The organism is Streptomyces sp. NPDC008092, assembly GCF_042957285.1.
Classification (GTDB): domain Bacteria; phylum Actinomycetota; class Actinomycetes; order Streptomycetales; family Streptomycetaceae; genus Streptomyces.
In genome coordinates, this window is record NZ_JBIBHY010000017.1 from 1 (window position 1) to 21,329 (window position 21,329).

Consider the following 21,329-nt stretch of genomic DNA (forward strand, 5'->3'; position numbering starts at 1 on the left):
TCCCGGGCCGTCAGCTTGCCCTTGGCCCGCTGCGCCTCGGTCGCCTTCTCGCTGGGCCCCGCCACCGCCGCCGCACGGATCTCGTGCAGCTCGGCCACGCGGCCGTGCACGTCGGCGGGCTCGACCGCGGTCAGGGGCCGGTCGTCCACTGTGGTCATGGGAGTTCCTCCTCACGTGCGCCACGCGCATCGAACACAAGGACCGGTTCAGGGCCGGGAGGGACCGGCTGCGACCGCCGTCGGCCCGTGCCGGGGACGCGGCCGCCGTCGAGCACCGCCTCGGGCGGGAGCCGGTGCACCGCGGTCCGGGGAGCCGGTCCCCTGACGGCCGCGGCCGCCGCGTGACCGGGACCGCACGGCACGTCGAGGACGCTCCAGCCGTCCGGCCGGGCCGGGGCGTCCGGTCCTCCCTCGCCGAGGTACACCTCGGACGTCCAGCCGCCCACTCCGACGCCCATCCCCTTCAGACAGGCCTCCTTGCGGGCCCAGAGCCGGGCGAAGAAGGCCGGGCGGTCCGGCGCCCGGAGGCCCGCCAGCTCCTGCTGCTCGTACGGGTGCAGAGCCGGGCGGCAGATGTCGACCCGCTCCGGGCTCGGCATCCTCTCGACATCGACACCCACCGGTGTGCGGGCCACACCGACGAGCACCGCGCCCCGGCTGTGCGACAGCGAGAAGTGCGGGGCGCCGGGCCCGGCGCCGGCCAGCACCGGGCGGCCGTGCGGACCGCCGCACCGGGGGCAGTCCGCACGGGCGAACGCCAGCTCCTTCGACGGCGTCCGCAGGTACCCGCCCAGCAGCCGGCGCAGTGCGACGTGCGCGGCCACGTACAGCGCGCGGTCGCCGCGCCGCCGGAAGGTGTTCGCGCGGCGCCGCTCGGTCTCGTCGAGTTCGTCGAACGCGAGCGGCCCCTGCTCCGGCGGCGTCAGCAGCCACAGCGCCAGGTCCCCTTCATCCACATGGAGTTCACTCCGGAGCGGGGCGGCCGTCATGCGGAGCGGCGGCGCACGTCGTCCAGCAGGACGGCCTGCCGCAGGGTGTCCGCGCGCGGCGCGGACCCGGCGTGGACGGCGGTGACGAACGCGGCGACCGTGGCCGCGACCTGGTCGGCCGGCTCCAGCCGGATCTCCTCGCTCTCGCTGCCCCGGTGCACTCCGATCACCGGCACGAAGTCCGCCGGCGGGGTGAAGGCCCGGTCCACGCTGATCCGGCCCTGGCTGCCCCACAGTTCGTACCGGGAGGCATAGGCGTGCTCCATGCCGAACGTGAGGTGGGCGGTGACCCCGCCGGGAGTGGCCAGCAGCGCGGCACCCGAGGTCTCGACCTCCCGCCCGGCGCCCCGGGTGAGACGGGCGCCGACCACGTCGAGCCCGTGCCCCAGGAAGTGCAGGGCGGCCCGCAGCGGGTAGAGGCCGACGTCCGCCAGCGCGCCGCCGCCGAGCTCGGCGGAGTACCGGATGTCGTCGCCGGAGAGCGGGGGGATGGCGAACTCCGCGCGCAGCACGCGGAGTTCGCCGATCCGCCCGTCGGCAACCAGGCGCCGCACCGCCTCGTGCCGGGGATGATGGACGAACATGACGTTCTCCATCAGCGCCACACCCCGCTTCGCGGCGAGGTCCAGGAGCCGCTCGGTGCTCTCCGGGTCCATGGTCAGGGGCTTCTCGGCCAGGACGTGCTTGCCCGCGTTCAGCGCCGACTCCACCCACGGGGCGTGCAGCGCGGCCGGCAGCGGCACGTACACGGCCTGGATGTCGTCGGCGTCGAGCAGTTCGTCGTAGCCCTGGACGGGGCGGCAGCCGAAGCGGCGGCCGACCTGCTCGGCCCTGGCCAGGTCGCGGCTGGCGACCGCGGCGAGCTCCAGACCGGGGGAGGCGGCGAACGCGGGCAGCATCCGCCGCACCGCGATGTCCGCGCAGCCGAGCACCCCGATCCGCACCGGCCCGCTCATCGGGGGTTTGCCGTGGTGGCGTTGAGGCAGGCCAGGAGGGTGCGGGCCTGGACATTGAGGTAGTGGCCGTGGCGCACCAGCCAGGTGAGCTGGTCCGGTGTGACCCAGGCGTAGCCGGCCGGCGGGTCGAGCGGGACGTCGTGGTCGCCGGCGTCGACGATCAGATACCGGCTCTCGGCGTTGAGGAACCGGCCGCCCTCCTCCGAGTGCACGGCCTCGTACCGGATGCGGGCGGCCGGCGCCGCGAGCACGGTGTCGAGGAACGACGGGCGTTCCGTAGTGGGCAGATGGGCGTAGTTCCCGGGCGTGTACTGGACCGTGGGGCCCAGTTCGACGGTGTCCAGGAAACCGCCCTCGACCCGGGCGTGCACCAGGACATGGGGGACGTCGTCGAACGTGCGGGTGAGGAACGCGGTGACGCCCAGGCCCACCGGCTCGAACAACGGCTGGGTCCAGCCGGTGACTTCGCGGTTGCCGGCCTGCACGGCGACCGCCACCACCTTGAAGTAGCGGCCCTCCTCGTGCTCGACGGTCATCTCGTCGCGCCGCCAGCCGGGCAGCCCGGCCAGCGGTACGCGCTCGGCGTGCACGTCGTGCCGGGAGCGCTCGGTGGTGATCCAGGACAGCAGCTGGGCGTCGGACAGCAGGGCACCGGCCGCCGTCTCCGGGACGGGCAGGCAGGACAGGACCGTACGCGAGTCCATGTTGACGACATTGTCCCGGTGCAGGAGTTCCGCTATCTGCCCGAGGGTGAGCCAGCAGAAGTCGTCGAGGAGCGGCACGTCGTCGTCCGTCAGCACGATCATGTTGCGGTTGGACTTGTGGAAGAACCACGAGCCGTGCTCGGACTGCAGGACGTCCGCGACGACCCGGCCGCGGCCCGGGCCGACGAAGTGCTCCAGGTACTTCACGTCCGCGCCCTTGTGGGCCTTGGTGTAGTTGCTGCGGGTGGCCTGCACGGTCGGGGACAGCTGGAGCAGGTTCGGGTTGCCGGGCTCCATCTTCGCCTGCATCAGGAAGTGCAGGACGCCGTCGAACTCCTTGCCGAGGATGCCCAGGATGCCGACTTCGGGCTGCTTGATGATGGGCTGGTGCCATTCGGCGTGCGGGCCGTCGCCGAACGGCGCGCCCCGCTCGGTGACATGCAGGCCCTCGACCGTGAAGAAGCGGCCGCTGCGGTGCTCAAGGTTGCCGGTGGCGTCCTGGAACGACCAGCCGTCCAGGCGGGCGAAGGGGATCCGGTCCACGCGGAAGGCGTTGGCGCGGCCCCGCTCGGCGAGCCAGTCGGCGAAGCCGTCGGTCGTCAGGTGTACGCCCCGGGTGGTGGCGGCCGACAGCGCGAGCCGGTCCGCCAGCAGCTTCACGTCTTCGCGCGGCTGAAGGGTGAGTGGCGGCATCAGAGAACTCCCTGTGTTCGATGTGTTGATGGATGAGACATGTCTGATGTCGTGACCTGCGGCTCATCAGATGTCGGCCGGGCCGGCGCGGCGATTCCCCTGTCAGACGTGCACGTCAGACGTACACGTCAGACGTACACGGACGCCGTGAAGTCGCCGAGGATCCGCCGGTAGTAGTCGGGTCCGAAGCCCATCTCCGCGACCTGCGGAACCAGGGCGCGCAGCTTCTCGGTGGAGATGACGTGCTGGCGCACGCCCGTGTCGTGGTACTCCCTGCGCGCCCGGAGTCCGAGGGCCTTCGCGAGATGGTCGACGATGTCCTCCACCGGCACCGCGAAGCCCGATGCCACGTTGACCGTCTCGGCCCGCAGCTCCGTGGCGAGCAGGCGGTCGACGACGGTGATGACGTCGCCGACGTCGATCAGGTCGCGGGCCGCGCCCCGGTGCACGCGGACCACGCCCTCGCGCAACTGCCGCACCAGCGTGGGCAGCAGCTGGTGCTCGGGCTGGTCGGGGCCGACCAGGTGCCCCAGCCGGAGGATGACATGGTCGGCCCCGGTGCCGCGCAGCAGTTCCTCCAGGGCGAGTTTGTGCGCGCCGTAGGGGGTGCAGGGCGTCACCGGGACGTCCTCCCTGCCGGGCCCCTCGGCGAGCCCGTACATCCCGGTCGCCGCGGTGGAGAAGAACAGCAGCCGCCGCCCCTCGTCCGCACACCGCTTCGCGACCTCGTCCACCAGTGCGGCCTCACGGGCGAAATCCGCGTCCGAGGTGCCGCTCGCCCAGGACACCCCCGCCGCCAGGGCCACGGTGTCCGGATGCCGGCCGGCCAGCGGACGCAGGTTCCGCGCCAGGAAACCGGTTCCCACAATGTCCATACGTCGTCGTCCCGATCTCTGGGGAGTAGGAGGGCCGTTCAGCTCAGCCGCGCGCGGCCACGAACTCCTTGATCGAGGCGGTGACGTAGTCCAGCATCTCGTCGGTGAGCGCCGGGTAGACCCCGATCCAGAAGGTGTGCTCGGTGATGAGGTCGCTGTTGGTCAGCTCGCCCACGATCCGGTGCGGCTGGTCGATGTAGGCCGGGTGGCGGGTCAGGTTGCCCGCGAACAGCCGGCGGGTGCCGATCTTGCGCTCCTCCAGGAAGTCCACCAGTTCGGCGCGGCGGAACGGCGCCTCCGGGTCCACGGTGATCACGAAGCCGAACCAGCTCGGCTCGGAGCGCGGGGTGGGCTCGGGCAGCAGCAGCCCCGGAACCCCGTCCAGGCCCTCCCGCAGCCGCCGCCAGTTGCGCTGCCGCGCCTCGATGAAGGAGTCGAGCTTGGCCAGCTGGGTCAGACCGAGGGCGGCCTGGATGTCGGTGGCCTTCAGGTTGTAACCGACGTGCGAGAAGATGTACTTGTGGTCGTAGCCGGCCGGCAGCGTGCCCATCTGGTACTTGAACCGCTTCAGGCACCGGTCGTTCTCGCCCGGCTCGCACCAGCAGTCCCGGCCCCAGTCCCGCAGCGACTCCACGATCCGGGCCAGGGCGAGGTTGGACGTCAGGACGCAGCCGCCCTCGCCCATGGTGAGGTGGTGGGCCGGATAGAAGCTGACGGTCGTCATGTCGCCGAAGGTGCCGGTGAGCTTTCCGTCGTACAGCGAGCCGACCGCGTCGCAGTTGTCCTCGATGAGGAACAGGTCGTGCTCCTCGGCGAGCTGGGCGATCTCGGTGACCTCGAAGGGGTTGCCGAGCGCGTGGGCGATGATGATGGCCCGCGTCTTCGGGCCGATCGCCGCCGCCACCCGGTCGGCGGTCGCGTTGTAGGTGGTGAGGTCCACGTCCACGAACACCGGGACCAGGCCGTTCTGCAGGATCGGGTTGACCGTGGTCGGGAAGCCCGCCGCGACGGTGATGATCTCGTCGCCCGGCTTCAGCCGCCGGTCCTCCAGGGTGTGCGAGGTGAGGGCCGACACGGCCAGCAGGTTGGCCGACGAACCGGAGTTCGTGAGGTGGGCCTTGCGGCGCTTGAGGCGCCGGGCGAATCCCGACTCGAACTTGCGCGAGCTGGTCCCGGCGGCGATGCGCATCTCCAGCGCCGCCTCCACCAGCGCCGCCCGGTCGTTCTCGTCCAGGACGGCGCCGGACGGCCAGATCTCGGTCGTACCGGGGACGAACTCCCGGGCGGGGGAGACCTCCCGGTGGTACTCGCGGACGCCGTCGAGGACCAGGTCCTTGCGGTCGCTCATGATCGTTTCCCTTCTTCGGCCGGTGCGTCGGCCGTGATCCCGAGTGGTGTGCCGGGTAGGGGGTGTTCCGGCGGCAGTACGGAGGCGAGCAGCTCGCGCAGGGAGTCGTCGAGGCTGCGGAGCGGGCGCCAGCCGAGCAGGCGCCGCGCGCGGGAGACGTCCAGGCACTGCCACGCGACGTCGGTGCGCGAGCCCGGTCCCTCGGCGGCCTCGACCACCGGGAGTTCGAGTCCGCTGAGTGCGATCATCCGGTGGATCAGCTCGCGCATCGGTACCGCCGTGCCACGGCCGACGTTGATCACCTGACCGGCCACGTCCGCCGCCGGCGCGGTGATCGCGGCCAGCACCGCCGCGGTGGCGTCGCGGGCGTCGACCAGGTCGCGGGCCGCGCGCAGTGCCGGAAGGTGCAGTTCGGCGGCCTTCTCGCCGCGCGCGTCGGCACGGGCGGCCGCACCGAGGTGGGCCGCGACCCGGCCGAAGAGACTGCCCTCGGGAACCCCGGCGCCGATCACGTTGGCGAGCCGCAGCACCACGCCGTCCACCCCCTGCTCCCGGGCGCGCAGCACGGCCCGGGTGCCCTGGAGCTTGGTACGGCCGTACGGGGTGACCGGCGCGGGCTCGTGCTCCTCGCCGGTGGCGGCGTCCGGGGCACCCGCGCCGTACTCGTGGACGGTGCCGAGCTGGACCAGCCGTACCGGAGGACCGGGCAGCGCCGCGAGCGCCGCGAGGACCCGCTCGACCAGTTCCGCGTTGCCCGCGGCCATCTGCGCCTCGTCGGCCTGCCAGGCCCGGCCGGCCGCGTTGACCACGACGTCGGCGCCGGCCGCCGCGAGGACCGCGGCGATCTCCCGCGGCGACGCCGTCACCAGGTCCAGGCCGACGGCCGACACGCCGGGCCCGACGGCCGGCGCGGGGACCGCGGGGGCGCTGCGGGAGACCAGGTGCATCCGGGCGCCGTCCGCGGCGCACGCCGCGCTGATGCGGCGGCCCAGGAAGCCGGTGCCGCCGAGGACCACGACCGAGAGCCCGGCCACCGGCCGGTGCTCAGAGCGCACGGCTCGTTCCGTGCTTGACGGCCTTCCACCAGTCGGGGTTGTCCCGGTACCAGGCGACCGTGTCGGCCAGGCCCGTCTCGAAGCCCGTCTGCGGCGCGTAGCCGAGCTCCTCGCGGATCTTCGACTCGTCGATCGAGTAGCGCAGGTCGTGTGCCTTGCGGTCCGCGACGCGGCGGATCATCTCCTCGCCCGCGCCGGTCAGCTCCAGCAGCCGCTCGGTCAGGGCCAGGTTGCTGTACTCGTTGCCGCCGCCGATGTTGTAGATCTCGCCCGCGCGCCCCCCGTTGAGCACCAGGTGGATGCCACGGCAGTGGTCGTCGACGTGCAGCCACTCGCGGACGTTGCGGCCGTCGCCGTACAGCGGGACCTGGCGGCCCTCCAGGAGGTTGGTGACGAACAGCGGGATGACCTTCTCGGGGTGCTGGTAGGGCCCGTAGTTGTTGGAGCAGCGGGTGATCGAGAGGTCCACGCCATGGGTGCGCCAGTAGGCCCGCGCGACCAGGTCCGAGCTGGCCTTCGAGGCGGCGTACGGGGAGTTGGGCAGCAGCGGCCACTCCTCCGTCCAGGAGCCCTTCTCGATCGAGCCGTACACCTCGTCCGTCGAGACGTGCACGACCCGCTCGATGCCGCTCTCCAGCACGGCGTCGAGCAGTGTCTGGGTGCCCAGCACGTTCGTACGGAAGAACTCGCCGGCGCCCTCCAGGGAGCGGTCGACGTGCGACTCGGCCGCGAAGTGGACCACGGCGTCGTGGCCGGGCACCAGTTCGCGCAGCAGGTCGCGGTCGCACACGTCGCCGCGGACGAACACCAGCCGCTCGTGCGAGGCGGGCAGGTTCTCCCGGTTCCCCGCGTAGGTCAGCTTGTCCAGGGCGGTGACCTGGGCGCCCTCCCAGCCGGTGTACTTGTCGGCCAGCAGGCTGCGCACGAAGTGCGAGCCGATGAAGCCGGCCGCTCCGGTGACCAGGATCCTCATGCCGCGACCTCCACTCGGGTGTGATCTCCGACGACCAGGCAGTGATGGCCCGTGCCCGGGCCGGTGGTGCCGACGGACGCGGCGCGCCCGATCAGCGAGTTGCGCAGGCCGCGCACGCCGGTGACCGACGCCTCGTCCAGGGCGATGGAGCCCTCCAGCCGGCTGTCCGTCACCGTGCAGTCCCGCCCGATGGAGGTGTGCGGGCCCACCTGGCTGTCCTGCAGGACCGTGCCCGCGCCGATGATCGCCGGCCCCTCGACCCGCGACCGCACGATGCGCGCCCCCGCCTCGACCACGACCCGGCCGACGAGCACGCTGTCGGCGTCGACCTGTCCGTCGACGCGCGGGGTCAGGCCGTCCAGGAGGTGGCTGTTGCACTCCAGGACGTCCTCGACCCTCCCGGTGTCCTTCCAGTAGCCGTCGTAGAGGCTGGCGCGCACGTCCGCGCCGGAGGTCACCAGCCACTGGACGGCGTCGGTGATCTCCAGTTCGCCGCGGCTGCTGGGCGAGATGGCCGCCACCGCCTCGTGGATGGCGGCGGTGAAGAAGTAGACCCCGATCAGGGCCATGTCGCTGCGGGGCTGCCGCGGCTTCTCCACCAGGCGCAGCACCTCCCCGTCGGGGCCGAGTTCGGCGACGCCGAAGGAGCGCGGGTCGGGGACCTTGTGCACGACCACCTGGGCGGCCGGGCGCTGCCGGGTGAACTCCTCGGCGATCTCGGTGACCCCGTCGGGCAGCATGTTGTCGCCGAGGTACATCACGAAGTCGTCGTCGCCGAGGAAGCCGCGGGCGATGGACACGGTGTGGGCCAGTCCGCGCGGCGCGTCCTGGGGGATGTAGGTGATGCGCACGCCGAACCGGGCACCGTCGCCGAGCACGGCCTCGATCTCGGGGCCGCGGTTGCCGACGATGACGCCGACCTCGGTCACCCCCAGCTCCCGGACCGCGTTCAGCACGTGCACCAGCACGGGCGTGTTGGCGATGGGGATCAGTTGTTTGGGCATCGAATAACTGAAAGGCCGCAGGCGGGTACCAGATCCGCCGGCGAGCACCAGAGCCTTCATCGAGAGGTCCTCTCGGTTTCGTGTATTCATGCCGGTTCGAGCGCGTCGACCACGCTCGCGGGCGAGGGCATGGCGGCGATCTCCCGGGAGAGTCCGCGGGCCCGCTCGCCGTAGGTGTCCTTGGACAGCAGTTCCTGACAGGAGTCCGCGATCGCGTCGGCCGAGTCCTCGCCGGGCAGCAGCGTGATCGCGGCCCCGTGATCGGCGACGCGCAGGGCCGGCTTCTCCAGCACGGCGCCCCGCGGGATGAGCAGTTGGGGCACACCGGCGTTCAGCCCGGTCAGGGTGGAGACGCCGCCCCCGTGGTGCACGAGCACGTCGCAGGTGGGCGCCACCACGTCGAGCGGTACCCAGCCGGCCCGGATGCCCGGCAGTTCGTCGTGCAGGGCGTCGGCGACCGCATCCGGCGCGGCGACGATCAGCTCGACGTCCCAGGCGGCGACGTCCTTGGCGAGGCCGCGCAGGAATTCGAAGTTCTTGTCGTAGCTCTCCTTGGCGACCCGGCTCCCGGACGTCACCAGGATGCGGCGGCGCTCGCCCCGGTTGTACATCCAGGGTTCCAGCCGCCGCTGGGCGTTGGCCGGGACGTACCGCATCGGCCGGGCCGGGGCGGCGTCGGCCGGCCGCAGGCTCGGCGGGCAGATGTCCACGAACACATCCGGGAAGGGCAGCCGGTCAAGGCCGAACTCCGCGAGTTCCGGCCGGAGTTCGGTGTCCGCGCCGGGATGGATGCCGTCGGCCTCGATGGCGTCCCAGGTCTGGCGCACATGCGGCACGCCGAGGTGCAGGGCGAGCAGCGGGGCGACGTAGCTCATCGTGCCGCCGACGATCAGCTCGGGCCGCCAGGCGCGGCAGAACTCCAGCATCCGCGGCAGGCTGGAGGCGGCCATGCGCGCGAACCAGCGCCCGGTGAAGAGCGCCTGCTCGACCGGATCGGAGGGGATCTCCTCGGGGTTGCCGGCCCGGTCCGTGGTGATGAAGTGCCGGATCGGCAGATCGGTGGTCGCGATGCCCGGCAGACCCGAGGCGGTGATGACCGGAACCATGTCGTCGTTCGCGGCCATGACGACCTGGTGGCCCGCGTTGCGGGCGGCGGTGGCCAGCGGGGCCAGGGCGAAGACCGTCGCCGGGCTGCCCGCCGCCACGAAGAGCATTCTCACGCTGTTCCCGCCTTGCTGAATCGGGGCAGGAGGTCTGCCCGTACGGCCTCGGCCACGGTCGGCGCCTTCGCGTCCTTGTCCGAGATGAGGGGCGTCTCCGGGCAGTTCCAGGGCAGCGCGAGATCCGGATCGAGCGGGTTGATGTCGATCTGGGTGCCCGGCACGTACGCGGTGGAGACGACGTAGCAGATGCAGGCGTCGTCGGTGAGCGCGAGGAATCCGTGGCCCACGCCCTCGGGGACGTAGACGGACCTGCCGGAGTCCGCGTCCAGTTCGCTGACCTGGTGCTCGCCGAAGGTCGGGGAGCCGATCCGCAGGTCCACCACGATGTCGCGCAGCGCACCGCGGACGCAGGTGACGTACTTGGCCTGCCCGGGCGGTATGCGCACACTGTGGATCCCGCGCAGGGTGTGCCGTCTCGACACGGAGTAGTTGATCTGCTGGGGCCGGAAGGCGACGCCGGTCACGCTCTCCAGCACGTCGCTGCGGAAGGCCTCGTAGAACGCCCCGCGCTCGTCCGGAATCTGGTCGGGCGTGATCAGGTAGGTCCCGGGCAGGGTCATTTCCTCGATGTGCACTACACGCTCGCCTCTCTCGGTTCGGTGGCTGCTCGCGCCCGTCGCTCCAGGTCGGCGGCCACGTCGGCGGGGGACGGCATCACGGCCATCTCCGCGCCCAGCCGGCGGGCCGACCCGGCGTAGCGCGGGTCGGACAGCAGATCGTCCAGGGCCTGGCCGACGACCCGCGGGTCGTCCTGCTGCGCCGGGGTCTCGAAGGACAGTCCGGCACCGGTCGCGGTGAGCCGGTCGGCCAGCGGGAAGTGGTCCGCCAGCTGCGGCAGCACCAGCTGCGGGAGTCCGAACGCGGTGGCGGTCATCGCCGTGCCGGCACCGCCGTGGTGGACCATCGCGTCGCAGGTCCCGAGGAACAGGTGCAGGGGCAGCGGGTCGACGACCGTCACGTTCCCCGGCAGCGGCCCGACCCCCGCGCGGTACGGCCGCGGCAGCGTGACCAGGATCTCGGTGTCACGGCAGGCGGCCAGGCCGTGCAGCAGGCCGCGGATGAAGGGCTCGCCGTGCAGGGCCGGCGTGTTGCCGAGCGAGACGGCGACCCGTCGCCGCCCGGCTCCCGGGCCGGGGTCCGCCCGCACCCAGGCCGGTGTCTCGGCGCCCCCGCTGTAGGGCACGTACCTGATCGGCACGCCCGCCTCGGCGTCCGGCATCCGCAGGCCCGGCGGGCACGGGTCGAGCAGCACGGTCGGGTTCGGCAGCGCGGCCGGGTCCGGCGGCCCGGCCGGTCCGGGGCGCCCCGCCGGTTCCGGGGCGTCGGCGCGCACGAAGCGCCGGGCGGGGCCGGAGATCGCGTCCACCGTCCACCGGTGGTGCACCACCGGCACACCCAGCCGGGCGCCGATGATCAGGGAGCAGTACTCCAGCGGGTCGGCCACGATCAGGTCGGGGCCGTACTCGTCGGCAAGAGCGGTGTAGTGGCCGAGGTGCGCGGTGGCATGGGCCCACCACAGCCTGCCGTAGCCGCCGAGCAGTTCGGGGGCGGGGCGGGGCCGGGCCTGCAGGGGCCGCTGCTCCGCGGGCAGGTTCCTCAGCAGCATGGCGTCGACGTCGAACGACTTGCCCACCTCGACGGCGGTGAGCCCGGAGGCCCGGACCGCGCCCAGCACATCGGGCTGGCACAGCACCGTCACCTCGTGGCCGGCCGACCGCAGCGCCCACAGCAGGGGCACCAGGGGCAGGTAATGGGACGGTACAGGGGTGGTGATCACCAGTACGCGCATCTGACGGACAGTCCTTTCCGGCCTGTACGGGCGCGTTCAGCGGCGCTCGGCGGTCAGGCGCTCCAGCAGGGGCACGATGTCCTTCGGCGCGGGCGCGGCGAGCATCTCGTCGTACAGACGGCGGGCGCCGAGGGAGAACGAGGGGTCCTGCAGGAGCCGCACGAGCTGCTTGTGCAGTCCCGCGACGTCCAGGGACTCGGGATCGGCGACCAGACCCGCGCCCATCTCCTCGACGTACCGGGCGGTGACCATCTCGTCCCACATCGGCAGCGGCACCACGAGCTGGGGCACCTGGAAGTTGACGGCGGCGGAGAACGTCCCGCCCCCGCCGTGGTGGATGACCGCCGAACTGGTCGGCAGGACCTGGTTGAGCGGCACGTACTCGACCGTGCGGACGTTGTCGGGCACGGTGCCGACCGCGGCGAGCTGCTCGCTGTTGAGGGTGGCGACGACCTCGATGTCCAGGGCGGACACCGACTCGAAGAACTCGCGCATCGGGAAGCCGCTGTACTTGCCGAAGAGCTTGCGGCGGCTCACCCCCAGGGTGAGCACCACGCGCGGACGTTCCGGCTGGTGGTGCAGCCAGGCCGGGAGGGCGGCCGCGCCGGTGTAGGGGACCCGCCGCACCGGGACGTGCGTGAGGTCGAGCGGCAGCCGCATCCTGGACTGGGTCAGGTCCAGGGTCCACTGGCCGAGCAGCATCTCGTCGGTGAACTCCAGCCCGTACTGCTCCAGTATCGGGCCGTACCAGCTCACCCACGGGTGCTCGGTCAACTCCGCGTCCGGGCGGGCCAGTTCCCGCTTCGTCCGCTCGTGGATCAGGGCGATGTTGTCCGTGCCCCAGACCAGGCGGGCGTGCGCGGCGCCGCAGACCCGCGCGGCGACGGGCGCGGGGAACATCAGCGGGTCCCACAGCACCAGATCGGGCTGCCAGGCGCGGGCGAAGTCGACCAGGTTGTCCAGCACGGGCCTGCGGCCGCCCGGCTCCGCGGGCTCGGGGTAGTGCATCCGGAACATTCCGGTGAGGATCGCGCGCGCCGTGCGCCAGCCCTCCGACTCCTCCGGTTCGAACGCGTCGAAAGCGAGCGAGGGGCGGTTCGGCTTGCTGTCCCCCGTGTTCTTGCTCAGGGCTTCCGGCAGCTCCTCCGGCGAACCGAGCGGTACGGCCGTGAGCCCGGCCGCGCCTATGTTCGCGATCACCCCCGGGTCCACGACGCCCGCATGGCTCGCCACGACGACCTCGTGCCCGGCGCTCTGCAGCGCCCAGGCCAGCGGCACGACGGGATACAGGTGTGCCGTCGCCGGAAAGATGGTGAACAGGACACGCATCGTTGAAACTCCGTTCGGGTTCGGGTGCACGGGGGTGTGCCGGTGGGGGATGGGCCCAGGGTGCGTACGGACCCGCGCCGTCAGGGCGCGGCGTCGCCCCCGCGGGTGCGGGCCGTGCAGGCGACGAGCGCGCCCGTCGCCGACACCGCGGTGAGGAACGCCAGCGCGCCCCGGTAACCGCCGCCGGAGGATGCGGCCGCGGCCGCGGCCGGCAGTGCGAGCACCGCCCCGAGCTGTACGGCCGTCTGGTAGACCGGCACCGCGGCGGCCCGGTGCTCGGCCGCGATCCCGGCCGTGGCCTGGAGGTTGAGGGCCGCGAAGGACAGCACGAAGCCGGCCTCCACCAGCAGCAGTGCGGGCAGCACTCCGGTGGCGTACGCCGCGGGCGCCCCGGTGAGCAGGGCGGTCACGCAGCCCAGCGCCGCGGCGCAGCTGCCGGCCCTGATCAGCCGTTCGGTGCCGAAGCGCGCCACCATCCGGCCGGCGAAGGGCAGCGCGAGCGCCAGGGGCAGACAGGCCGGCAGGAACGCGAGCGCCGTGCGCCAGGAGCTCCACCCCCACTGGTCGTGCAGCCGGTGGGCGAGCAGCATCAGCAGGCCCAGGTAGGTGCCGTTGAGCGTGGCCGCACACACCGCCGAGCGCCGGAACGGACCGTCGCGCAGCAGCCGTGCCAGGGTCGCCCCGAGCGGCGCGGCGGGCGCCGGCGCCGTGTCGCGGGGGATGAGCCGGGCCCCGGCCGCCAGCAGCAGCAGGGCGACCGGGGCGGGGAACACCGGGTTCCAGCGCCAGCTCAGTTCGGTGAGCGCCCCCGAGCACAGCAGTCCCGCGGTGAACCCGGCCGCCCCGAAGAGCGAGTAGACCGACACCGCCCGGCGCTGCTCGGCTCCGGGCCGGAACGTGGTGCTGATGATCGCGAGCCCGGTGGGCGCGGTCAGCGCGGCGCACATGCCCTTCACCACCCTGGTGGCGACCAGCACGGCGCCCTGGTGGGCGAGACCGCCGGCCACCGAGGCGGCGATGAACACCGGCAGCGCGGCCAGGTAGACGCGCCGCCGGCCCCACCGGGCCACGAGACGCGGACCGAGCAGCAGCAGCGCCGCGAAGCCGGCGGCGAAGCCGCTCATCACCCACTGGCTGCCGAGCATCGAGAGCCCGAGGTCCCGCCCCAGCGCCGGCAGGGCGACCAGCATGACGGAGACCTCGAGGGCGTCGATGAGCATGTTGCCGGCGAGCACGAAGAGCAGGGCCCGCCGTCCGACGCCGATGCGGGGGGAGGGGTGCGAGGAGAGCGTCGTCATCGGCTCGGCCGTCCGCCCGCTCAGCCGAGCAGCGTGCCGCCGCTGGCGTCCAGGTAGGAGCCGGTGACCCAGCGGGAGTCGTCGCTCGCGAGGAAGGCCACCACGTCGGCGACGTCCCGTGTCTCGCCGACCCGTCCGAAGACCGAGTAGTTGGCCATGGCCGCCACCGCCTCCGGGTCGTCGAAGACCGGACTGCCGTTGTCGGTGATGCCCGGACCCACGCTGTTCACAGTGATGCCGCGGGGCCCGAGGTGCTTGGCGAAGTGCAGGGTGAGCTGGTCGATGGCGCCCTTGGTCATCGCGTACGCCACCTCCTGCGGGTTGGCGACCCTGGTCAGCCCGGAGGAGATGTTGATGATCCGGCCGCCGTCGGGGAGGTTGTCCAGCGCGCGCTGCACGAGGAAGTACGGCGCCTTGGCGTTGACGGCGAAGAGCCGGTCGAACGCCTCGGACGTGAGGTTCTCGGGGGCCACGCCGCCCATGACGCCCGCGTTGTTCACCAGGATGTCGAGGGTGACGGCGCCGGTGCGCTCCTTCAGCTCCCGCTCCAGGGCCAGGAAGAGCTCGTGGACGTCGCCGGGCACCCCGAGCTCGGCCAGCACCGAGAAGCCCCGGCCGCCCTCCTTCTCGATGGCGGCGACGGTGTCGTCGGCGGCCTCCCGGTTGCTGGAGCAGTGCACCGCGACGAGTGCCCCCTCGCGGGCCAGCCGGATCGCCGTGGCCCGGCCGATGCCGCGGCTGGAACCGGTGACGAGCGCGGTCTTTCCGGTCAGTTTGCCCATGGTGGTCCTCCTGTGCGTCGTGTGCTGACGATTCGGTCCGTGAGCGCCGTGAGCGCCGTGCACGGCTGGGCCGCCGGGCTCCGTCACGGCCGGGCCGCCGCCGTCGAGCCCGCTGATCATCGCGGCGAGGTGGCGGCGGGCCGACGGGATCCCGAGCAGTTCCCGGAACACCGTCCGCACACCGTCCAGTTCGGGCCCGCCGAACAGCAGCTGGGCCTGGGCCTCGATGTTGCCGAGCACGCGTGCGCCCACCGGGTGGCGGACGGCGTGGTAGGTGTCGAGCAGTTCCTCGCCGGCCCGGCCGGCGAGATGTGCGGCGAGTTTTCCGCCGAGGTCCGCCGCGTCCTGCAGGCCGAGGTTGAGGGCCTGCCCGCCCACCGGCAGCTGGACATGGGCGGCGTCCCCGGCGAGGAACACCCGGCCCATGCGGTAACGGGCGGCCTGCCGCCGGGCGTTGTGGAACGCGTTGAGCCAGACCGGCTCGGCGCCGCTGACGTCCTCGCCGGTGACGTGGGCCCACACCGCGCAGACCTCCTCGAAGGAGGGGGTCTTCGACGCGCCGGGTACCCGGTCGAACGCGTGCACCATGATGCGGGTGACGCCGTCCGGTCCGCGGCGGGCATTGGCCACCCCGCCCGCGTGCCGTTCGAAGCGCCGCTCCCGCAGGTCGATGCCGGCCAGGTCCGCGCGCAGCAGCTCCTTGGTGGGAGCGGCCCCGGGGAACGCGAAGCCGGCCAGCCGCCGTACCGCGCTCTCCTCGCCGTCGCAGCCCACGACGTACGCGGCGCTCAGCCGCAGCCGCTCACCCGCCGGCGTGGTCGCGACGACGTGCACCTGGCCGGGCGCCTCGGTCAGGCCGGTCACCGTGTGTCCGCGTCGCACCTGGGCGCCGAGCCCGGTCGCCCAGTCCGCGAGAACGGCCTCGACGCGGGTCTGCGGCGCCTTCCACTGACCGGCGTACGGGCTGTCGCCGGCCTCGGCCAGGTCGAGGGGGATGCCGCCGAAGTGGCCGGGCCCGGCATCCGGCGGCGGCCCGAACCGTTCGACCAGGCCCCGCTCGTGCAGCAGTTCCATGGTGCGGGCGTGCAGGATCGACGCCCGCGACTCGGCGGTGGGCTCGGTCAGCCGCTCCAGCACGGTCACCCGCGCCCCGCCGGTGCGCAGCTCCCCGGCGAGCAGCAGGCCGACCGGTCCGGCGCCGACGACGAGCACATCGGTGTCCAGCGCGGCCATGGTCAGCGCTTGTTCTCGGCGTAGTCCTTGGCGTGGCCCAGAGTGGCGCGGCTGTTGGTGCTCAGCGCGCCGCGGACGTACTCCCGGGCGTCGGCGACGGTCGCGTCCGGGCCCAGGATCGCGGCGATGTTCGCCGTGTTGAGGACCACCGTGTGCTGCGAGGTCGCGGCGACGCCGCCGGCGTTCTCCGTGAACGTCCAGTAACCGGTGTGCAGGGTCATCAGCGCGGGCAGGGTGACCTGCTTGTACGCGATCCGGTGGTGCGGGAAGACCACCCGGTACGACTTGGTGGTGTGGGTCGAGCCGTCCTTGGCGCGGGTGTCCATCTCCAGGGTCTGCAGCCCCGGGGTGTCCTCCGAGAAGCGGACGGAGGCCACGTGCGGCAGCCGCTCCACCCACAGCCCGGCCTCGTTGACGAAGTCGTAGGCGTCCTTGGCCGCGCCGGCGATCTGCACGGTGTCCTCGAAGGAGAACGTGATCTCCTCGGAGGCGTGGGCCAGTTCGACGTTGGTCTTCAGCGCGGCCAGCTCCGAGCGGGAGTTGCGGTCGACGGCCTCGTCGATCCACTTCAGGCCCTCCGGGTCGTCGTCGACGGCCCGGTAGTCGTGCAGCAGCCGCACCCGCGACGACGTCTCGGACAGCGGCTCGATGATCCAGGTGCCGCCCATGGCGGCGACCGGCGGGGTGGAGACCTCCTGGCGGAACGTGATCCGCAGGTTCTCGGGGTCCAGGGTGCGGCGCGAGGTCCAGTTCTTCGCCTCGCCGTTGGCGGTGGCCCAGATCCGGATGCGCTCCTCGCCCGCGCCGCGCTCGACGTGGTCGACGTAGATGGTGGGCGGGAAGATCCGCGGCCAGTTCTCCACCTCGGCGATCAACCGGTAGACGGCGGCGGCCGGGGCCTCGACGGTGATGGTGTGCTCGACCTGACGGGTCGTCATGATGTGCTCTCCTCCGTGGCTCAGAAGTTGCCCAGGCCGCCGCAGACGTTCAGTGCCTGGGAGGTGATGGAGGCGGCGGTGTCGGACGCCAGGTAGCCGACCAGGCCCGCGACCTCCTCCGGCGTCGAGTAGCGGCCGAGCGGGATCTTCGCCTGGAACTTCTGGAGAATGGCGTCCTCGCTGGTGTCGTACGCGGCCGCGTAGCCCTGGCGCACGCGCTGCGCCATCGGTGTCTCGACGTAGCCGGGGCAGACCGCGTTGACGGTGATGCCGGTGGGCGCCAGCTCGTTGCCGAGCGCCTTGGTGAAGCCGACGACACCGTGCTTGGAGGCCGAGTAGGGGGCGCCCAGCACCACGCCCTGCTTGCCCGCGGTGGAGGCGATGTTGATGATGCGGCCGCGGTCCTTGTCGCGCATGCCGCCCGTGGTGAGCACCTCGCGCGTCATCAGGAAGACGCTGTTGAGGTTGGTGGCGATGACGTCGTGCCAGAGTTCGTCGGCGATGTCGGCGGTGACCCCGCCGCCGGACCGGCCCGCGTTGTTGACGAGTACGTCGACCGGGCCGAAGCGCTCGACCGCCTGCCGCACGAACCGTCCTATGTCGTCGGCGGAGCGGACGTCGCAGGGCGCGCCGTCCACCTCCAGCCCCTCGTCGAGGAGTTCCTTGACCGTGCGGGTCACGCTGTCCTCGGTGCGGGCGCACAGGAACACCCGGTGGCCCTGCTCGGCCAGCAGCCTGGTCACCGCGAGGCCGATACCGCTGGTCGCCCCGGTGACGAGGGCGACCTTCGGATTCTGCTGCTTCATGTCTGTCTCCTGCAGAAGGGTGGAGGCGCAAGGCGCGAGAGGGAGGCGCGAGGAGGAGAAAACGCGCCGCCGGTTCCCGTCGGAGGCATCGACGGGAACCGGCGGGAACCGGCGGCGCGGTCCGGGGCCGGGCTCAGCCGATCTCGGCGGGCACCAGCAGGGCGTTCACGGACTCGATCAGCGCGCGCGGGGTCTTGGCGTCGGTCAGCGTGTCGTCGTCGAGGGTGACGCCGAACTCGCGCTCGATCCGGCCGCCGGTCTCCAGCATCGCCAGGGACTCGTAGCCCAGCGACTCGAAGTCGGTGTCGATGATGTCCCCGTCGAGGTCGACGCCTTCGTCCGCGCCGGCCCCCTCGCGCAGGATGCGCTTGAGGTCGTCGATGGTGAACTCGTGGGAAGCCATGGGGGAGTGTCCTTTCGTTGCTGCGGTGGGGAGTCGGTCAGCCGGTCCTCCGCGCGCCGGCTGACCGTCGCCGCTCGTCGGCGGGCCGGGCCCTATGCGGCGGAGCGGACCACGATCGCGGAGTTGAAACCGCCGTGGCCGCGGGCGATCACCAGGGCGGAGCGCACCGTGGCGGTCCGCTCCTGGTCGACGACCAGGTCGAGGCCGTGCTCGGGGGCGGGCGTGACGCCGACGGACGGCGGGATCACCCCGTCCCGCATGGCGAGGAACGCGGCGGCCAGATCCAGCGGAGCCGCTCCCGAGTAGAGCCGCCCGGTCATCGTCTTGGGTGCCGTCACCGGCACCGCCCCGGCCCCGAACACCTCGGTGATCGCCTCGGCCTCGATCCGGTCCAGCTCGGGGACGGCGGCCGCGTCGGCGAACACCACGTCGATCTCGCCCGGCGTGGCCCCGGCATCGGCCAGCGCCAGTTCGATCGCCTTGCGCAGACCCGGGGGACGCTCGCTGCCCGGCCGGGGGTCGAGCGTGGAGCCGTACCCGGCGATCTCGCCGTAGATCTGCCTGGCGCCCCGGGCCCGGGCCTGCTCCAGTTCCTCCAGGACGAGCAGGGCGCCGCCCTCGCCGGCCACGTGGCCGCTGGCCGCGGCGTCGAAGGGCAGGTAGGCCCGCTCCGGGTCGGTGCTGGTGCTCAGCCGGTTGCTCGCCATCTGGGCGACCCAGCCCCAGGGGCAGATCGAGGCGTCCACGGCCCCCGACATCACCAGCCGGGTGCCCTTGCGGATCTGGCGCCGCGCCTGGGCGACCGCGTCGAGCCCGCCGGCCTGGTCGCTGACGACCACGCCGCTCGGGCCCCGCATGCCGTTGCGGATGGAGATCTGGCCGCTGTTGACGGCGTAGAACCAGGCGAACGACTGGTACGCGCTGACGTACCGGCTCCCCTGACTCCACAGGGCCTGCAACTCCCGCTGGCCGAACTCGAAGCCGCCCGAGGAGCTGGCCGTGATCACGCCCATCTCGAACTCGGGCAGCTCCCCGGGACGCACCGCGGCGTCCTCGAACGCCCAGTCCGCGGCCACCAGGGCGAGCTGGGTCATCCGGTCGGTCTGCGGCAGCAGCCGGCCCGGCAGGTGCTCCTCGGCGGCAAACCCCTCGATCTCCCCGGCCAGTTGGGCCGGATAGCGGTCGGGGGCGAACCGCGAGATGCGGCCGATGCCGCTGGTTCCCTTGCGGGTCGCCGTCCAGTAGGCCTCCACGCCCAGGCCGTTGGGGGCGACCACGCCCAGCCCGGTGACGGCGACCCGGACGCCGGACCCGTTCATGCTGCCCTCCGATCGGGACGGGCGAGCACCATGGCGCTCTGGAAACCGCCGAACCCGCTGCCCACGGAGAGCACGGCGTCGGTCCTCCAGTCCCGCGCGGTGAGCGGCACGTAGTCGAGATCGCACTCGGGGTCGGGCGTGTGCAGGTTGGCGGTGGGCGGCACGACGTTGTTCTCCATCGCCAGCACGCTCGCCGCGATCTCGATCGAGCCGATGGCGCCCAGGGAGTGCCCGACCATCGACTTGATCGAGCTGACCGGCACGGCGTACGCGTGCTCGCCGAGGCTGCGCTTGAAGGCGGCGGTCTCGTGCCGGTCGTTCTGCTTGGTGCCCGAACCGTGCGCGTTGACGTAGTCGACGGCTTCCGGAGCGAGCCGGGCCTCGTCCAGGGCGACCCGGATCGCCTCGGCCATCTCGCGTCCGTCGGGGCGCAGCCCCGTCATGTGGAAGGCGTTGCTGCGCGTGGCGTACCCGGCTATCTCCGCGTACACATGGGCGCCGCGCCGCCGTGCGCTGTCCAGTTCCTCCAGGACGAAAACCGCCGAACCCTCGCCGAGCACGAACCCGTTGCGCGTCCCGTCGAACGGGCGGGAGGCGTGCTCCGGGTCGTCGTTGCGCGAGGTGGTGGCCTTGATCGCGTCGAAGCAGGCCACGGTGATGGGCGAGATCGGGGCGTCCGCCGCGCCGGCCACCATGACGTCGGCCGATCCCTCGCGGATCAGCTCGGCGGCGTAGCCCACGGCGTCCAGGCCCGAGGTGCAGCCGGTGGAGACCACCGTGGTCGGACCCTCCGCGCCCACCGCCCAGGCCACCTCCGCGGCGAACGAACTGGGCACCATGTAGTTGTAGAGGTGCGGTACCGCGTACTCGTGGTCGACCAGTTCGAGCCGCCCGCTGTCGCTGACGGTCCGGTACTCCTCGTCGAGCCCCATCGTCGCGCCGACCGCGCTGCCGATGGTCACGCCGGTCCGGTGCGGGGCCAGGGCGTCGAACTCCAGCCCGCTGTCCGCCACCGCTTCCCGCGCGGTGACCACGGCGAACTGCGCGGCCCGGTCCATCCGCCGGATCTCCTGGGCGCCCAGGCCCAGCAGTTCGGGGTCGAAGTCGACCTCGGCGGCGACCTGCGAGCGGAACGGGGAGGGGTCGAAGAAACTGATGCGCCGGGTCGCGGTACGCCCGTCGGCCAGCAGGCTCCAGAAGCTCTTGGCGCCCACGCCGCCCGGCGCGGTGACGCCGATGCCGGTGATCACGACCCGCCTGCCGTCCGGGCCGCTCACAGCGCGGTCCAGTGGTAGAAGCGCTGCGCCATGGCATCGGCGGGGGAGCGCCAGGTGGCGGGGTCGTAGGCGGTGATGAACGGCTTGAGGTCCTCGCTGATGCCGACGAACCGCGGGTCCGTCTTGGCCGCCTCGATCCGCTCGCCGCCGTCCTCGGAGTCGAAGTCCTGGAGGTGGAAGTAGAGGCCCCGGTAGGCGAAGAGCTGCCGGCGCCGGGTGCCCATCAGGTGCGGCATGTCCGTGCCGTCGAACTCGCCGAAGAGGCGGGCGACGTCGGCGGCCGAATGAGGTTCCATCCGGGCCACGATCAATGTGCTGTGCATGCGTCTCTCCTTG

General features: G+C 72.5%; 20 protein-coding genes. All 20 read right to left on the reverse strand.

What is annotated here, in order from left to right; genetic code table 11:
• Positions 1 to 154: 154 nt before the first annotated feature.
• The 20 genes from ACFZB3_RS40705 to ACFZB3_RS40800 all read right to left on the reverse strand — a co-directional run bounded on the left by ACFZB3_RS40705 (position 155) and on the right by ACFZB3_RS40800 (position 21,316).
• A complete protein-coding gene (locus tag ACFZB3_RS40705) occupies positions 155 to 955 on the reverse strand; it encodes a 4'-phosphopantetheinyl transferase superfamily protein (RefSeq protein ID WP_391386203.1) in 801 nt (266 codons plus the stop codon).
• Positions 956 to 984: 29 nt separating this feature from the next.
• Positions 985 to 1,944, reverse strand: a complete 960-nt coding sequence (locus tag ACFZB3_RS40710) for a Gfo/Idh/MocA family oxidoreductase (RefSeq protein ID WP_391386206.1) — start codon at positions 1,942 to 1,944, stop codon at positions 985 to 987.
• Positions 1,941 to 3,341 carry an NDP-hexose 2,3-dehydratase family protein gene (locus ACFZB3_RS40715; protein WP_391386209.1) on the reverse strand — a complete coding sequence of 467 codons (1,401 nt, stop codon included), beginning with the start codon at positions 3,339 to 3,341 and terminating at the stop codon, positions 1,941 to 1,943. The genes ACFZB3_RS40710 and ACFZB3_RS40715 overlap by 4 nt, the downstream gene beginning before the upstream one ends.
• 128 nt (positions 3,342 to 3,469) lie before the next feature.
• Complete coding sequence (locus tag ACFZB3_RS40720) at positions 3,470 to 4,216, reverse strand: NAD-dependent epimerase/dehydratase family protein (protein ID WP_391386212.1); 747 nt, start codon at positions 4,214 to 4,216, stop codon at positions 3,470 to 3,472.
• Positions 4,217 to 4,259: 43 nt separating this feature from the next.
• On the reverse strand, positions 4,260 to 5,564 hold the full coding sequence (rfbH, locus tag ACFZB3_RS40725; RefSeq protein ID WP_391386215.1) for a lipopolysaccharide biosynthesis protein RfbH: 1,305 nt from the start codon (positions 5,562 to 5,564) through the stop codon (positions 4,260 to 4,262).
• The gene (locus ACFZB3_RS40730) at positions 5,561 to 6,619 is read right to left on the reverse strand and encodes an NAD-dependent epimerase/dehydratase family protein (RefSeq protein ID WP_391386218.1); all 1,059 of its coding nucleotides are present in this window, start codon (positions 6,617 to 6,619) and stop codon (positions 5,561 to 5,563) included. Before ACFZB3_RS40730 ends, rfbH begins: the two co-directional genes overlap by 4 nt.
• Complete coding sequence (gene rfbB / locus ACFZB3_RS40735; protein ID WP_391386220.1) at positions 6,609 to 7,592, reverse strand: dTDP-glucose 4,6-dehydratase; 984 nt, start codon at positions 7,590 to 7,592, stop codon at positions 6,609 to 6,611. The genes ACFZB3_RS40730 and rfbB overlap by 11 nt, the downstream gene beginning before the upstream one ends.
• Positions 7,589 to 8,656, reverse strand: a complete 1,068-nt coding sequence (locus tag ACFZB3_RS40740) for a glucose-1-phosphate thymidylyltransferase (protein ID WP_391386223.1) — start codon at positions 8,654 to 8,656, stop codon at positions 7,589 to 7,591. Before ACFZB3_RS40740 ends, rfbB begins: the two co-directional genes overlap by 4 nt.
• Before the next feature lie 26 nt (positions 8,657 to 8,682).
• Positions 8,683 to 9,810 (reverse strand): nucleotide disphospho-sugar-binding domain-containing protein, encoded by a 1,128-nt coding sequence (locus tag ACFZB3_RS40745; protein ID WP_391386725.1) that lies wholly within the window; start codon positions 9,808 to 9,810, stop codon positions 8,683 to 8,685.
• Between the two features lie 2 nt (positions 9,811 to 9,812).
• The gene (locus tag ACFZB3_RS40750; RefSeq protein WP_391386226.1) at positions 9,813 to 10,394 is read right to left on the reverse strand and encodes a dTDP-4-dehydrorhamnose 3,5-epimerase family protein; all 582 of its coding nucleotides are present in this window, start codon (positions 10,392 to 10,394) and stop codon (positions 9,813 to 9,815) included.
• Complete coding sequence (locus tag ACFZB3_RS40755; protein ID WP_391386229.1) at positions 10,394 to 11,608, reverse strand: nucleotide disphospho-sugar-binding domain-containing protein; 1,215 nt, start codon at positions 11,606 to 11,608, stop codon at positions 10,394 to 10,396. Before ACFZB3_RS40755 ends, ACFZB3_RS40750 begins: the two co-directional genes overlap by 1 nt.
• 36 nt (positions 11,609 to 11,644) lie before the next feature.
• Complete coding sequence (locus ACFZB3_RS40760; protein WP_391386232.1) at positions 11,645 to 12,937, reverse strand: activator-dependent family glycosyltransferase; 1,293 nt, start codon at positions 12,935 to 12,937, stop codon at positions 11,645 to 11,647.
• Between the two features lie 80 nt (positions 12,938 to 13,017).
• Positions 13,018 to 14,235, reverse strand: a complete 1,218-nt coding sequence (locus ACFZB3_RS40765; protein ID WP_391386235.1) for an MFS transporter — start codon at positions 14,233 to 14,235, stop codon at positions 13,018 to 13,020.
• A 20-nt stretch (positions 14,236 to 14,255) separates the two neighbouring features.
• Positions 14,256 to 16,250, reverse strand: coding sequence for an SDR family oxidoreductase (locus ACFZB3_RS40770; RefSeq protein ID WP_391386238.1), 1,995 nt, complete (start codon positions 16,248 to 16,250; stop codon positions 14,256 to 14,258).
• A gap of 2 nt (positions 16,251 to 16,252) precedes the next feature.
• A complete protein-coding gene (locus ACFZB3_RS40775; RefSeq protein ID WP_391386240.1) occupies positions 16,253 to 17,188 on the reverse strand; it encodes an SRPBCC family protein in 936 nt (311 codons plus the stop codon).
• Positions 17,189 to 17,208: 20 nt separating this feature from the next.
• Positions 17,209 to 17,994 carry a 3-oxoacyl-ACP reductase FabG gene (fabG, locus tag ACFZB3_RS40780; protein ID WP_391386243.1) on the reverse strand — a complete coding sequence of 262 codons (786 nt, stop codon included), beginning with the start codon at positions 17,992 to 17,994 and terminating at the stop codon, positions 17,209 to 17,211.
• 133 nt (positions 17,995 to 18,127) lie between these two features.
• Positions 18,128 to 18,397, reverse strand: coding sequence for an acyl carrier protein (locus ACFZB3_RS40785; protein ID WP_351713448.1), 270 nt, complete (start codon positions 18,395 to 18,397; stop codon positions 18,128 to 18,130).
• Positions 18,398 to 18,489: 92 nt separating this feature from the next.
• A complete protein-coding gene (locus tag ACFZB3_RS40790) occupies positions 18,490 to 19,716 on the reverse strand; it encodes a beta-ketoacyl synthase N-terminal-like domain-containing protein (RefSeq protein WP_391386247.1) in 1,227 nt (408 codons plus the stop codon).
• Positions 19,713 to 20,993 (reverse strand): beta-ketoacyl-ACP synthase II, encoded by a 1,281-nt coding sequence (locus tag ACFZB3_RS40795; protein ID WP_391386250.1) that lies wholly within the window; start codon positions 20,991 to 20,993, stop codon positions 19,713 to 19,715. Before ACFZB3_RS40795 ends, ACFZB3_RS40790 begins: the two co-directional genes overlap by 4 nt.
• A complete protein-coding gene (locus ACFZB3_RS40800; RefSeq protein ID WP_391386253.1) occupies positions 20,990 to 21,316 on the reverse strand; it encodes a TcmI family type II polyketide cyclase in 327 nt (108 codons plus the stop codon). Before ACFZB3_RS40800 ends, ACFZB3_RS40795 begins: the two co-directional genes overlap by 4 nt.
• Positions 21,317 to 21,329: the final 13 nt, after the last annotated feature.

Bases quoted from the DNA above. Each gene is read 5' to 3' on its own strand.
- rfbB (WP_391386220.1), bottom strand. From the start codon at position 7,592: ATGAGGATCCTGGTCACCGGAGCGGCCGGCTTCATCGGCTCGCACTTC.
- ACFZB3_RS40770 (WP_391386238.1), bottom strand. From the start codon at position 16,250: ATGGCCGCGCTGGACACCGATGTGCTCGTCGTCGGCGCCGGACCGGTC.
- rfbH (WP_391386215.1), bottom strand. From the start codon at position 5,564: ATGAGCGACCGCAAGGACCTGGTCCTCGACGGCGTCCGCGAGTACCAC.
- ACFZB3_RS40755 (WP_391386229.1), bottom strand. From the start codon at position 11,608: ATGCGCGTACTGGTGATCACCACCCCTGTACCGTCCCATTACCTGCCC.
- ACFZB3_RS40720 (WP_391386212.1), bottom strand. From the start codon at position 4,216: ATGGACATTGTGGGAACCGGTTTCCTGGCGCGGAACCTGCGTCCGCTG.
- ACFZB3_RS40775 (WP_391386240.1), bottom strand. From the start codon at position 17,188: ATGACGACCCGTCAGGTCGAGCACACCATCACCGTCGAGGCCCCGGCC.
- ACFZB3_RS40745 (WP_391386725.1), bottom strand. From the start codon at position 9,810: ATGCTCTTCGTGGCGGCGGGCAGCCCGGCGACGGTCTTCGCCCTGGCC.
- ACFZB3_RS40765 (WP_391386235.1), bottom strand. From the start codon at position 14,235: ATGACGACGCTCTCCTCGCACCCCTCCCCCCGCATCGGCGTCGGACGG.
- ACFZB3_RS40710 (WP_391386206.1), bottom strand. From the start codon at position 1,944: ATGAGCGGGCCGGTGCGGATCGGGGTGCTCGGCTGCGCGGACATCGCG.
- ACFZB3_RS40800 (WP_391386253.1), bottom strand. From the start codon at position 21,316: ATGCACAGCACATTGATCGTGGCCCGGATGGAACCTCATTCGGCCGCC.
- ACFZB3_RS40760 (WP_391386232.1), bottom strand. From the start codon at position 12,937: ATGCGTGTCCTGTTCACCATCTTTCCGGCGACGGCACACCTGTATCCC.
- ACFZB3_RS40790 (WP_391386247.1), bottom strand. From the start codon at position 19,716: ATGAACGGGTCCGGCGTCCGGGTCGCCGTCACCGGGCTGGGCGTGGTC.
- ACFZB3_RS40740 (WP_391386223.1), bottom strand. From the start codon at position 8,656: ATGAAGGCTCTGGTGCTCGCCGGCGGATCTGGTACCCGCCTGCGGCCT.
- fabG (WP_391386243.1), bottom strand. From the start codon at position 17,994: ATGAAGCAGCAGAATCCGAAGGTCGCCCTCGTCACCGGGGCGACCAGC.
- ACFZB3_RS40785 (WP_351713448.1), bottom strand. From the start codon at position 18,397: ATGGCTTCCCACGAGTTCACCATCGACGACCTCAAGCGCATCCTGCGC.
- ACFZB3_RS40715 (WP_391386209.1), bottom strand. From the start codon at position 3,341: ATGCCGCCACTCACCCTTCAGCCGCGCGAAGACGTGAAGCTGCTGGCG.